At 39.7% G+C, this 13,682-nt stretch carries 12 protein-coding genes and 2 pseudogenes; 6 read left to right on the top strand and 8 right to left on the bottom strand.

All coding sequences use genetic code 11. From position 1 onward, the window contains the following. Positions 1-21 precede the first annotated feature (21 nt). Both AACW90_RS13435 and AACW90_RS13430 read right to left on the bottom strand, forming a co-directional pair. Positions 22-702: an inovirus Gp2 family protein gene (locus tag AACW90_RS13435; protein ID WP_390235260.1), complete on the bottom strand. Its 681-nt coding sequence runs from the start codon at positions 700-702 to the stop codon at positions 22-24. Positions 703-1,062: 360 nt separating this feature from the next. Continuing rightward, complete coding sequence (locus tag AACW90_RS13430) at positions 1,063-1,419, bottom strand: DUF4238 domain-containing protein (protein ID WP_390235257.1); 357 nt, start codon at positions 1,417-1,419, stop codon at positions 1,063-1,065. Between the two features lie 545 nt (positions 1,420-1,964). Between AACW90_RS13430 and AACW90_RS13425 the strand changes: the two genes are divergently transcribed. After that, a complete protein-coding gene (locus tag AACW90_RS13425) occupies positions 1,965-2,696 on the top strand; it encodes a RepB family protein (protein ID WP_390235254.1) in 732 nt (243 codons plus the stop codon). Between the two features lie 94 nt (positions 2,697-2,790). Further along, entirely contained in the window at positions 2,791-3,390 is a 600-nt protein-coding gene (locus AACW90_RS13420) for a hypothetical protein (protein WP_390235252.1), read from the top strand. Positions 3,391-3,692: 302 nt separating this feature from the next. Here the strand turns inward: AACW90_RS13420 and AACW90_RS13415 are convergent, their stop codons facing one another. Further along, complete coding sequence (locus AACW90_RS13415) at positions 3,693-3,860, bottom strand: hypothetical protein (protein ID WP_390235250.1); 168 nt, start codon at positions 3,858-3,860, stop codon at positions 3,693-3,695. 384 nt (positions 3,861-4,244) lie between these two features. On the opposite strand from AACW90_RS13415, the pseudogene AACW90_RS13410 reads away from it, so the two are divergent. Together AACW90_RS13410 and AACW90_RS13405 are read left to right on the top strand one after the other, a co-directional pair. Next, a pseudogene (locus AACW90_RS13410) lies at positions 4,245-4,698 on the top strand (tyrosine-type recombinase/integrase); the annotation flags it as partial. A 542-nt stretch (positions 4,699-5,240) separates the two neighbouring features. Beyond that, positions 5,241-5,555, top strand: coding sequence for a hypothetical protein (locus tag AACW90_RS13405; protein ID WP_390235248.1), 315 nt, complete (start codon positions 5,241-5,243; stop codon positions 5,553-5,555). Between the two features lie 346 nt (positions 5,556-5,901). Here the strand turns inward: AACW90_RS13405 and iadA are convergent, their stop codons facing one another. After that, on the bottom strand, positions 5,902-7,059 hold the full coding sequence (iadA, locus tag AACW90_RS13400; RefSeq protein WP_390235246.1) for a beta-aspartyl-peptidase: 1,158 nt from the start codon (positions 7,057-7,059) through the stop codon (positions 5,902-5,904). A 131-nt stretch (positions 7,060-7,190) separates the two neighbouring features. After that, positions 7,191-8,654, bottom strand: coding sequence for a Na+/H+ antiporter NhaC (gene nhaC, locus AACW90_RS13395; RefSeq protein ID WP_390235243.1), 1,464 nt, complete (start codon positions 8,652-8,654; stop codon positions 7,191-7,193). A gap of 202 nt (positions 8,655-8,856) precedes the next feature. On the opposite strand from nhaC, the gene AACW90_RS13390 reads away from it, so the two are divergent. Further along, positions 8,857-9,813 carry a LysR family transcriptional regulator gene (locus AACW90_RS13390; RefSeq protein WP_390235240.1) on the top strand — a complete coding sequence of 319 codons (957 nt, stop codon included), beginning with the start codon at positions 8,857-8,859 and terminating at the stop codon, positions 9,811-9,813. A gap of 82 nt (positions 9,814-9,895) precedes the next feature. Further along, positions 9,896-10,024, top strand: a pseudogene (locus tag AACW90_RS13385) (IS5/IS1182 family transposase); the annotation flags it as partial. Between the two features lie 233 nt (positions 10,025-10,257). On the opposite strand, the gene AACW90_RS13380 reads toward AACW90_RS13385, so the two are convergent. From AACW90_RS13380 to AACW90_RS13370, 3 genes are all read right to left on the bottom strand, one after another. After that, entirely contained in the window at positions 10,258-10,890 is a 633-nt protein-coding gene (locus tag AACW90_RS13380; RefSeq protein ID WP_390235237.1) for a DUF3299 domain-containing protein, read from the bottom strand. Positions 10,891-10,977: 87 nt separating this feature from the next. Continuing rightward, positions 10,978-12,357: a metal-dependent hydrolase family protein gene (locus tag AACW90_RS13375; RefSeq protein ID WP_390235234.1), complete on the bottom strand. Its 1,380-nt coding sequence runs from the start codon at positions 12,355-12,357 to the stop codon at positions 10,978-10,980. 67 nt (positions 12,358-12,424) lie between these two features. Beyond that, entirely contained in the window at positions 12,425-13,681 is a 1,257-nt protein-coding gene (locus AACW90_RS13370; protein WP_390235232.1) for a carbohydrate porin, read from the bottom strand. Position 13,682 lies beyond the last annotated feature (1 nt).

Raw genomic sequence — 13,682 nt, 5'->3', positions numbered from 1 at the left:
ATGCAGCAGCTCTAACCTGAGTTAACGCTGACTCCTCCCGAAACTCCTTCTACGATCACCAAAATGCTTCGTATCTTCTTTAGCTAAATAACTTACATGCTTAAACAGCTCATCAAACGCATCGTCAAAGTCATCAGAGTTACGGTTCAAGCGATGAATAACCACGCTGTCACTATTTTTTCTTTTTGAGAAATGTACTAATCCATTTGCCTCATCATAATCAACACCGACGACTCTTGCCCATGCCTCCACGATAAAGGAGCCTAAGTTATCATCTGGTGTTTGAGTTTTTCCTAACCAGTTAAATCTGTCCTTATTGAACATCAGTAATAAGTGATAGTGCTCATTCATTGAGGTAGAACGTTCTCTAACCCAAACATTTCGCACTTTGCAGGGATGAACCCTACCACCCTCTTGTCTTTTTTTTCGCTTTCCAGAGTAAGCTATCTGTGACTGCAACGAGCGGATAAAGTCAGTTATGACATTGCCACCCTCTTCATTGGATCTTAGTTTTGGAAATCTCAAATCTACACGGATAGCCATGAGACGAGGGTAGCCATCTAATGCTCGTTCAATGGTGTCGTGCATTTTTTCTAAGTAGTCGAGATATAATGGACCGTGTGCTGTCTGGATAGGATGACCAAGAAATGTTTTCTTGGTGGTGAGTCTAAGGTTTTTGTTTTTTCGAGAACGTACATTCATTGCTATCTATTCCTATGTTTAGGTTCATAGATAGGCTGATGCCGTTATTTATAATGGTGTACTGTGAGTCACTTGGTGTGACTCAGGGATATGTGATGATGTGAGGGAGTAGTAGATATTTAACTATTAACGTAATAATACTAACCAGACAGACGTTACCTAACTTTTGGTTTCATTAAAAACATCATTCTGACAAGACAAATTCACACTCGAATTTTTATAACATTTAAGAAACAACATCCTGAGGGTTTTACAGCCTAACTAATAGCAAGATCGTTTTGCTATCAAGTTAAATGACCACTAAATGGTATTAAAGGCAGAGTGGTTACTACTAACCATAGGACTCATTAGAGCTTAACCTTATCTCCCCCCCCTCTCAATTAGACGACATGCTTTAACCTGTTCTCTCACCTCCTTTCCTTCAGAACCAACCATGGACAGCTCCGTATTTGTAATCGTGAGATAGTGCAATAGCAGCAATACATAATGTTCTTCACTGAAAGGCTTTGGAAAATCCGTTTTTACTAATATACATTTTAGTATAGTTGCTGCTTTTCCCTCAATTGTTGAAAAAACATTTTCTATGATGAAGTCCTTACCATAGCAACAAGGCTCATAGCATTGATATTTCAAATTACCATTTGAAATATAGCGGTTACTTGAAATGTTATATACATTGAGTGACTTTCCACTTCCATCTGAAGAAAAGTTCTTCAAGTAAAAAGAAAAGCAGGCACCTTACAATGATATCTCAAACCTTCTTTATAATCTGAATGATTCTATAGAGATAGAATTCAATATATACATATTTCCCAATACCATCTAGTTAATTAAGTTCATACCCGTTATATTAATTAGCACTTGTAGTTCTTGATTTCACCCCAACATTACCTTTTATTAATCCCATAAGTAATATGACCAATGTAATTTTTAATTATTATTCTGTTACACATTACTAATACCGATTCAATCTTTTTAGTTAGGCATGTTAAAAACTTATATTCACTATAATTATCCCTCCTACCTATTTTGCAAATTCAATTCTCAGATAAAAAAGGACTCCGGCTGAGATTTCCTACATAGCTGCAACTCGAACATTAGGTAAATGACCAACACTACCCACAAAACAGCCATAAACCTTGAAAAATGCTAAAGTATGTGTCTTAAATCTAACCCACGACACATATATACAGTTGTAAAACATTTGAAAAAACTCCGTAAAAATGATACAAAATTATCACAAAAGCTACTGAGTAATTAAAATGCCTGAAATTGATATTTCTGAAGAGGTTAAACAAGAAAGAAAAATACTTAACTTAAGAGAATTTAGGTTTATAGATAAAAAGGATCCTATAAGCATTTCTTTTGCCTATTTATTTGTACATATACGCAACTTTTCTGAAAGTGGAAATGTTGTATCAAGAAAAAACAAGAGACTTGTTAACAAGCAAAGACTTATGGATATAGTTCCTGACTACGATGCTTATGATAGTAGTGACATGCTTTCAATATTTATTGAATTTTGTATAAATATGAATTCTGACTATTCAATTCGAGGTAATTTTGTAAATGAAACTTCATATTTATATAGAAAATATAAATATGAAAACAAACTATCATGGTTGGACAAGAACAATAGAGAACAAGGATTGTGGCTTAAAAATTACATCAAGCAAAACATTACATTAAAAAAAGCACCATCTATCCTCAATATTGAAGAACTAATTCACATTACTGCCCCTGCTTTAATTTATGTCTTGGATATAACAGATGCTGAGCGAGAACTACTCATAATTAAAATGAGGCAAGCTTGGGGACAAGTGAAATACAGGAACAAAATAAGAAAGGAAAAGAAGGTTAGTTTTAATTTGGTTGTTGATGAGTCAACGAAGAAGAACCTTAAAAAACTGGCTCAAGATAGTGGAAGAACGATGAACGAAACCATTGAGATCCTGATAAATGCAGCAGCAGAAGCCAATAGATCTAAATCCTAACCAAATGACTTAGACGAAAAAATATCAGCTAACAGCAGAATACTTTAAGTGTGAATACTGGTTGCTTTTAGGCACGCGCAATGTAGTCTAACCTATGTATTATCATGATTTACAAAACAAACGCAGCTTAAAGGAAAGTATTTTGGAGTGGGATAGTATTTTCAAAATTTCAGCTGGTTTCTTGGCTTCCGTCAGTTCTGCCGGAGTGATTTTCTTCGGGCTATCTAGTTGGTTAGGCAAAGTCTGGGCGCAAAGAATTCTAGAACAAGAAAAAAACAAATTGGCTAGTGAATTAGAAACCACAAAACGAGAGCTAGATATAGCGAAAGAAAGATTAATAAATAATCACACCGACAAGACTGTTATCTATAGGATGGTTATTGATGCCATAGCGGAGATATTAGCTGCATTTGATGCACACTATACACGAAAGCTTTCGCCAGAAGAGGCAAAGCTAGCACTAGAAAGCTTCAATAAAGATCGTATACGACTATATGGATACCTTGGAATGCTTGCACCTCAAGCTGTAATGGATTCTCAAGACGCACTAATAGATCGTTTGTTGCTAATTTCTTATGGTAATGCATCTTATGAATGGGACGAAGTCAGGCAGCTCGCTTTATCATTAATTAACGAAATCCGTAAAGATATTGGTATTGATAGAAAGCCTATCCAGTATAATGGTGAACTGTAAGTTAAGAGTGATTCGTAACGCGTAACCTTGTACAACCAAATTTTGTAGTGGGTTCTAAACGTTGAAAATTCAAAAAACGTGATTTTTATCACTTAATTTTTATGTATTCCAAAAAGTATTCCTGACAGATTGTAAACACACATAATTAATTTAATATCAATAAGTTACCAGACAAATTAAACTCCCGCCAGCCCACCAATGCATTGGAAAGGCCATCTTCGGGTGGCCTTTTTATTGCCTGTAATAATATAAATAATATTTATATATCAAACAGTTAATATCGGTTCAAGATTCCATCCTAACTAAGTCACATGATCTCGTTTATGCTGCGCCAACATAGAAAGCAGAAACAGTGCGATGTCGTTTTTATTGGCTTGAGAGTTAGAAATATCTTCTTCTGCGCTACGGAGAATGAACTCTTCGACTTGGGTGTAAAAATCTTGGTTTGGGGTTTGATTGGAATTAGGCATTACTACCTCCTGTGGTCGTTAGAACATCACCACACAAAGGGTCTAATCATTGGGTGGTGAGCTGAACAAGGTTAGACCTACCGCCCACAAGAAACGGCCAACCCGAAGGTTGCCTCGCTCAGCCCACCATAATTCTGACAATACCGCTTAATAGATCAAGCCATATCATATAGGTACGCTAAAGCCACATATAAAACTGATAGCTATGTGTCTTGTGGTTTTTGTTGCAGGGGTCTAATCCTGACACTGGATTTTGCCAGTGCCACGCAAGGTTAAGGTTCACTACCTAAGTTGTCAAACGTTTGGTTGAGTGCTGCGAGGGATTTGGTGTTTTTGGGCAATCTATCCTTGCTGTCTTGATTACCTATCAAAGCTAATAGGACAGTCGCTTATGCTGGTATCAAAAAGACTATCCGTTGCCTTATAGAGTGGCAACGGTACACGATGACGAGACTAAGCGTTATCTTTACTCGACTATATGAAACCGATAAGTGGACACAGAGAATTTATCTTTCCTTCAGACCGAGATCCTAAAAAGCCTTGTAATAGACAAACGGCTAATATGGCATTGAAGAGAATGGGGTTCGCAGGAACGTTAGTTAGCCACGGACTCCGCTTTCTGGCGAGTACCACACTTAACGAGCGGAGGTTTGAATCTGATCTTATTGAAGCAGCCTTAGCCCACGTTGACGATAATCAAACTCGTAGTGCTTACAATCGCACAGATTACTTTGAACGTCGCAGGCCTATGATGATGTGGTGGAGTGGGCATATTGAAGTGGCTTCTAAGGGGAGCTTGTCGGTTACTGGGACTAAGCAGTTGAAAGTAGTGAGCTAACTGAACTAGCCTCAATTTTGAAGTTAAGGCTTAATAACTACGTAGCATGTGAACAACGTTAGGATACCAAACATTGCATTAAAAATGCCACGCGTTGTGAATCACTATTGAAGGCTTGCATGCATGTATACTTTTTGCATCATTGTAACTTTCGCTTACTGCGACAGAGATCCATAAAAAAGGGGCGGCCAGAATCCAAGATGTGAAACTTAAAAATGAGTAAGAACTCATGCAGAAAAAAGTAGTACGCCGTAATATAAGATGTATCGATTGCTTCCAATTTCAGCTTTAAAAGACATACCAATCTAACTACCTTTTACGTATCAAAACTGTAAAGAGGAAAGTTCAGCTCAGTTATTTAACTATAGCCAGACAACATAAGGTTTTGCAACTTCCCATAATGGTAGTTTGGGAAGCTATATTTATAACTAACTTGTAAATAATATGCTTTCCTTAGCCACAGAGTAAGCCAAAATCCACACATGAGTTCTGCTTCACCTAACATGACTTACATCATACCCGCCATACTGGAACAATTAGGTATGAATGTAGATGAAGACCTAAGAAAGGATATCAATACTGTTAAAGACAAGGCAGATATTATCGTATCGCTAGAAAATGACGATGTGATTATTGGAGAAGCTAAATCATTCAAAAATGGTCAATTTACTAAGTACTCATCAAGACAAGTTAAGGCCTATGTGAAGCGTTGTGAGGCAAGCGGACACCGTGTTGCTCAAGTATTAATAGTCGCTCCTGCTTTTTTCGATGATTTTATTGATGCTGTTGATATGAATACTGAAATTAATATTTTTTTACTGGAAGCGGAAGGACTACAGAAAATCCTAATGGCCTAAAAGCAAAGAAGAAATCCTAACTTTTCGGCGAAGCTTTTGACTAAAGGCGGGTTGTTAAAAGCTGATTTGATATCGAAATCGATTTAACTATATGGGAAAAGTATACTAATCAAAGAAAATACAATTCCTAATTTAATAGGTATTTACTACACGAGGAAGGATGTTATTCCTATGACAATACTATTGTTACCAATCTAGGCATTGGTTTTAGTTACTGATTTTGGTGAGTTAAAAAGGTAGATTCGCTTACTCTTATAACTATAAAAATGACAAGTATCACTACATAAATGGCGAGAACCTAAAGTATTGCTAGGTCTCGTCATTTAAAAAAGTCATCAACGAATCATTATTTTGATTCAAACATCCCTCGGATCTGAGCAGAGCCATTTTTATAAACACAGTTTCCCTTTGCCCACGTTTGAAGCAGTTGCAAGTCGTCGTCTAAAACGAGCAAATCAGCATCGGACCCAACTTCAATAACACCCTTGCCTTTCAGTTTCAACCATTGCGCTATTGTGCTAGTAACTGGCGGAAGCGCCTGTGAAAGTGAATATCCTTCGCTTACTTGGTCTTGAACCGCTTTTAGTAGCCCTTCTTGCTCTGCAACGCCAATACCTGAAATATTGCCTTTGTCATCAAAAATTGGCATAGATCCTTGAGCATCAGAAGAAACAGCAATGCACTCCTCCGCAATTCCACTCTCGCGAGCTCTTATAATACCGTCCAAAGTTGTCACAATATTATCCCCAGTTGTAAAACCAGAAGTAATGTCGATTCTGCCTCCTATTACAGCCCATTCTAGTGCTTCTTCATATAGGCGTTTATTTCGATTAACATGGGTAGGTATATACTGCTGAACCGGAATCGCTGACTCTTTATGAGATCTAAAAAACAGCTCAAACCCTTGAGGTGCATCGCCCAAATGAACGGTAAGCGTACCCGCCTTTCCTGTCAGCATACCGGCGATACGGCAATCAGAAACAAAACGGATAAATTCTTCATAGCTAATATGAGGAGCACGATGGTCAGATACCGCTAGCTTGCCTCCAATACATGATTCGGCATAAATAATATCCTTGCGCACTGACCCAGTAATCGTTGGCGACGGGACGTTGTAGCCGCCCGTAAGCATCCAAGCACTTATGCCTTCTTCTGTTAACGCTCTGGCTTTGGCATTCAAGGTCGACGGATGGCGAGCATCACAATCGGTTCCTATCAAACCAAGCACGGAAGTTACCCCATACTTAACAATAGCTGAAACCTGTATTTCAGGAGTTCTACTAGCAAAGCCAGCTTCGCCACCACCACCAATTAGGTGTACATGTTGGTCTATCAGGCCAGGGGTGACGATTCGACCTTCAAGATCTACGGTTATCAAATCAGGAACATTTACAGCATCAGACAATTGGCCGATGGACACTATTTTGTCACCCGCTATCAAAATATCCTGAACACCCAGCTCTTCAGGTGCATAAATTCGAGCGTTTTTAACAAGTTTCAGCATTACATATCTACTTTTAGGTCTTATTATTAATGATCTTTTCTATTTGAGAGTAGCTGCGGTGTTGTATACCAGCTCGACTGTTTTAACAAACAAAGACAGTAGAGCCGGAAAAAACAACATTGATTCAGTCTTTAAACTGTCTCTGTTGTCGGTGTACGTTTTGTCTCAGGTTCGGTTTCTACACTGTCATCAATTGCAATACCAAAACCGGTATAACCGTAAATAACTGCAAATATCCAACCGACGTAACAGAACACAGCCCAAGGCGCGAAATCCAATACTGGAACGCCCAAAGTAGAAGTCATATATACACCAGCCATAGACCATGGAACCAAAGGCACCATTACGGTACCGGAATCTTCCAAAGTACGTGACAGGTTTTTTGCAGCTAGGTTACGACGCTTGTATTCATCACGGTACATCTCTCCCGGAATAAGGATAGACAGGTATGAAGAACCAGTAACAATTGCCATAGTGATACAAGAAGCAACAGTTGTAAGGATAAGCCCACCAGTTGACACAATTTTCTTCAACAGAGTTTCTAAAATAACATCAAGCGCACCAGATTTTGACATTATTCCGGCAAAAGCAAATGCACAAAACGCAATAAGACAGGTGCCCATCATACTCATCATGCCACCGCGATTTATAAGGCGAGTAACTTCCCAAGTAGCGGCTGAGCTATCAAAGCCTTCACGATTTACCATAGAAACGTTGAAGCCTTTAACAATGGCTGTAAATCCATCACTCGCATCAAAGCCCTGAATAACAAGACCCATTATAAATGCAATTGCTGAAGCCGCGGCCATAACGATAAGAGAAGGCCATTTACGAACAGCTCCAACTAATACCAACAAAACTGGAAGAAGAAGCGCTACATTCCACTCAAACATTATGTTCAGCGTAGTAAGCATTGTTTCCATTTTTTCTGGTGTGGCGGTTTCCGTTCCCATAAACTCAGAGCTGCCAGCAAAATAATAGACAAGGAGAGAAAGGAGCATTGCTGGTATTGTGGTGTAAAGCATATGACCAATGTGCTCATAGAGCGAAGACCCGGCTGCTAACGGTGCAAGATTGGTTGTGTCAGATAGTGGAGAAAGCTTATCCCCAAAGTATGCTCCAGCGACAACAGCGCCCGCCGTTGCAGGAAGTGAAACACCTAGACCTGTCGCGATCCCCATGAAGGCAACGCCTACAGTACCAACTGATCCCCAACTTGTTCCTGTCATAGTGGCTATTATTGCAGACCCAATACAAGCAACCATCAAAATATATTCAGGGGAAATATACTGCATTCCAAAATAAATAACCATTGGAATAGTTCCAGAAAACATCCATGTGGAAATTAAAAAACCAACAGAGATTAGAATCAAAATTGCTGGCATTCCTTGGTTAATTTTCTCTAAAATACCTTCATGAAGTTCATCCCATTTATACCCAGCCGATGACGCTACTAAGCCAGCAATAACAGTCGCTATAAGCAATAATGGTTCTGCTCGCCAATGGAAATACCCATATCCTACTCCTAATAGAAGTAGCATTGAGATCACCGGAATAAACGCGGCAACCTTTGAAATTTTTCGTTGTGTTTGCATAGTCCCTATTTCTTATTATCAAATAAATTGATTTTATAAACATTACTGTATATAAACGATTTGTTCCCTAATGTATTCACTGAGTATAAAGTGACCAGTGACATATTCAGTGTATTGATAATCAATTTCTTAGCTACACACATTTTGCAACGTTCTATTGCAAATTCTGCAACAAGCCATTATTTATTGCCGAAAAACCGTTATGAACATGAATATTAACGATCTCAAAATTTTTCTCGCTGTTTGTAAGACTCGCAGTATTACCAAGGCTGCTGTTATTTGCGATACCAGTTCTTCAACAGTCAGTCGCAGAATTAAAGTGTTAGAGAAAGACTTAGGCATCAAACTGGTTCAAAAGTACGGCAGCGCTATCAAAATAACTCCTGATGGCGGAGCATTTAAATCAACAGCAAAACAGATTGTGAGTAAACTTGAATTCTCTATAGAGCAATTGAGTTGTAAACGTTCGGAATTAAAAGGGACGGTAAAGTTAGGTGTGTCCCATTCTTTTGCTCGTCACCTATGTACTCACATTATTCCAAGAATTTTGGAAGAACAACCAGAAATCGAAATCGATGTTATAACCATCAACCCAAGCCAGACCTATACTATGGGAGAATTCGATATATTAGTTACCCCAATGGAGATTCAAGATCAATCTTTAATAGCCAGACGACTAGCAACCTTTCGAAAGTACTTTGTTGGTTCGATGACGTATTTATCAGCAAACGGTGGGATACCAAAGCAACCGACTGAACTCGAACGTTTTGTTGGCATTATTAATCATACGTCACTCCACAGAGAAGCTGGCACCAATTGCTCTTGGACTACTGAAGAAGGACACACAGGGCATTGTGAAGTCCCTAGCCGTATTTCTGTAGATTCATTTGATATTGCCGCGACACTTACAGAGCAGGGCTCGGGTTTGTCATTAATACCGCCTGGTAGTATTAGACTAATGTCACCAGAAAAGACCTTAGTATTATTTGAAGGAAAGGTATTTAGAGAGCAATCTTTTTATATTGCTTACCGTGACAGAGAATACATGACAGAAAGACTTAGATACGTTATTTCTGAATTGTTTAACTTTATTGAAGATACCCCAGAAATATTAAAACTGTCCGAAGAAGAGCTTCGTCATTATGGTTACAAGGGTTAGTAGGCTTTGTTGCGTAATTCGATGGAACTAAATAAAAAAAGCTACAATCTGATCGGCTACATTCATTAACAATCGTAGCCTTATGTCGAAACCTTGTTACAAAACAACCAACAGGAAGAAGTACAACAAAGCTCTAATTAATCATGGTTCTTTGACTTTTTGGATTGATGAAGAAGCTATAACTCAATGGAAACAAGCCAAACAACAAAAATAAGGTAGACCGTGTGTATTCAGTGACTTAACAAATATATTAATGGGACATACACCTTAAAATCGTTTGTATTTTCTTATTTGTGGTGTGAGCTGAAACCGCGCTGGCACGTCTCTGGACAGAAGTGTGTCAGCGGCTCTACTAAATTAGTATTTCATAGATTACTTAATATATTGAAAACTTCTAAGCGTGTGGTCGATTTCACCGTACCACTACATTACCGACCTTTTAAATTAATGATAGTCTTTCACCGAAGAAGCATACATTGTATAACCCATAACCACATCAGTATGACCGTCAACAAGATAGACATTGTCAGTTTCTAACTTCGACGAAATTACACCCTCAACCCAAACTGGATACTGCACAGTCTCGACTTTATACCCCTCTGGGTAAGAGACTCGTACAATCTGGTTTGCCGGAGGAGGAGGCATATGTATACAAGCACCCGCCACAGGAACTAACAAAAATTCAGTCGCGACTAAAGGGGCTGAAAACTCAACCGGAACAAGAAAGCCGGGAATACGTACTTTTTGACCATCAAATTCAGTGGTAACGGCTTCTGCCATCTGTTGCTGGCTTTCAATGTATTCTGCGCGCAATTTTAAAAGAGCATCAGTATCCAAACCATCTGTTTTAAGATTTTCTTTTAACGCAGCCAAATCAGCCACAGCTTCTGGGTCATCGTACTGAGATAGAGTAAAAACTTCCTGTAGCGCTAGCCGTTGCTGGTAGCTTAACTCTGGTAGCACGATTTGATTTTGTGTTTGTGTTGGTCTGAGATCATCCCATTCCAACAAAGCCATTTCAGTAGAAAAAACAGAAAATGAAACAACTGGTAAAAGGAGCGTAATTAATCTATTCAATGCGTTAGTTCGCTTTTAGGTCGATGGGCTAAGAATGAAGTGGCCCATCGGGACAGTTGATATCCGATGAACCACATTACTACCTAGTTAAAGAATGTTTTTGTAGATAACGCCGTCTTTCATAATGATCTGGATAGACTCAGGAGACTCTGGTCGTTTCTCAGCACCAAACCACTGATCACCTGTACCAACGACGCTGAAGTCTTCAAGTGGGTTGCCGTCTAGCAAAAGGATGTCGGCATAAGCGCCTTTCTCGATTACCCCTAATTTAGCGTCTGGGTATGGGTTCATAAACTCTCCAGATAAACTCACTAGTTCGCCACCAACAGAAGTCAATGTTTTTAACGACTCAAAGGGCCCAAAGAAATCGTTATTCAATTTCTTCTCGTAAGCTACCTGTATGTTACAAGCATCGACTGAGCCTACGCAATCCGTTTGGAAAGCTCTTGGAGCTGGGCATTTTTTCATATTAGGGATGTAATCTACGAATGCCGCTGAAGCTGATTTCGCCTTAGCTAAACTTGACGATACATTCTTAACCGCAGGAATTTCCAACAGATTAGGATCGAAGGCGGTCAAATTTGTTGTAATGTATGCCCCTTTCTCTTTCATGAGCTCTGAAATCTCACAGTCAAACATAAATCCATGCTCGATCGATTTAACACCTGCATTGAGCGCATCTATAATTGCCTCTTTTCTGTAAGAGTGAGCCATCACATAGCTGCCATAGCTATCAGCAACAGCTACTGCCGCGCCTACTTCTTCAGGAGAGCCCGCCAATAATTGCCACGGATCAAACGCCGAAACAACACCACCAGACTGCATATATTTCAGCTGTGTCGCCCCCATACGGAAATTGTTACGCGCATACTTTTTAACTTCCGCTACGCTGTCTACTTCTTGAGCCATGTTGAGTCGACTAAAATTGGTCTCTTCACCGACAGGCGCCGTGTAATTTGCAAAGTCAGCATGACCACCACGCGTGCTCAAGAATGCACCAGAAGGGTAATAACGAGGACCAACAATTTCACCTGCATCAATAGCTCTTCGCAGACCACCATTAGCACCACCAGCATCTCGAACCGTTGTAAAACCTTGCATCAGGTACATTTCCGCCATACGCGTGCCGTGAATCGCAAAATCTTCCCATGTAGTGTTGGATTCCATCGCCGGTAAGCTTGGTCCCATTAGCATCAAGTGCGCATGACCTTCTATAAATCCGGGAGTTAAGGTTTTACCTGTGCCATCAATGACAACGGCATCGTCACGTACATCAATGTCTTTATTCGATATAGAGGTAATGATATTACCCTCAACCAAGACAAAATGATCTTCATATAACTTGTTTTCAGTGCCATTGAAGATATCAACGTTTTGAAACAACGTTTGCGGGAGTTGAGCCTCTTCTGCAGCAAAGCTAAATGTCGTAACCAGTGCTAACGATGAGGCAAGTAGAGTTCTTTTCATTGTTATTTCCTTATAGTTTATGTGTCCCTAATGCATTTGAAAAAACGAGATTAGACGTTAACTTTAGCTAGATAAATATTCTTGCCCTTACACCAAATACCCAAGCGTTGCTTTCATTAGAGAACGAAGGATCTTTGATGTATTGAATATCCGGTGTTACTTGTACATGTTCTCCAAACTGCATGTTGTAATACAGTTCAGATGCCCACTGTTGGTCTGAGTTCGCATTTGGTTGCAATACTTCTTCGTTAATCTCTGACCAGTTGATAGCAAAGCCTAGGTTATTCTTAGGTGATCCAAGGCCAAAATAGCCTAGCCCAGCACTCAGTGATTTATCGTATAGAGCAACCTGCCCTTCAGAGAAACCACCACGAACAAAAGGCATAATTTGAGGTGTTAAGAATTGGCTCCAAGAGAAATTAATACCTTTACCACCATCGGTATATCCAGGCCCTGGATAACCCAAGTTGTGTCGAGTATCGTCACCAAAATTCCACAAGGTGACATGGAAATTGTCGGTATAAATCTGATCCTGTGATGCGGTCCAACCCAGCTCTAATGTAGAGAAATACGAGGCGTCACTGCCAAATACTGTACTAAATCCTTCGAAGATATCATCGGATTCACCATTTGCATCAGCGATACCGGTGACAACGTAAAAGTTGTCAGTAACCATGTGTCCTGCCGAAAGGGCAAGTACGCCGTCGTCGGGAAGTCCCATAACACCCGAGCCAGTTGAGAAAGCGAGATTGGTAAAACCGGACCAAGGACTTGCTAGTGCATAGACGTCAACATAGTTGGTAACGTCTTGCCACCCGATGATGATAGTGCCTTTGCCATCGCTGATTTTCTGTTTCCAATTCAAGTCGGTAACACGAAAACCTTGATCACTGAATGCTGGTGCAATTAAGCCGACATAGCCGATATTATCTTTATCAATAAACCCCAAATTCTTTGGAGAGTTATCTCCATAAGCATGGCGATGTTCTATCTTCCAGACCAAGCTACCACTGTTGTTTGTTCCTTGATTGAATAGGTCCCATGCTCCATAGAGCCTTGCGACACCAGAGGCTGCATTGACAGAATCTCCTTTCGCCCCGTTGTTTGAGGTTATACCAAGTGAAAAGTAGTCGACACCAAAGCGAAATCCGTCTGCTGCTAATTTTTCTCTCCAATCGAGTTGTTGCTGCTTTTGTTGAGCGATTGTATTTTTGACAGAGTCTGGGCTTTCAAAATTTGCAGATAGTGCGGGAGTAGCGAGAAACACGCTAGCAATGATGGAACACAGAGGAAGTGTCTTTTTATGCTTAAAGAAAGTTCTCATT

Source organism: Vibrio frigidus, assembly GCF_042465995.1.
Lineage (GTDB): Bacteria > Pseudomonadota > Gammaproteobacteria > Enterobacterales > Vibrionaceae > Vibrio.
Note: the sequence above shows the minus strand (reverse complement) of the source record. Positions and strands in the feature narration are given on the sequence as shown.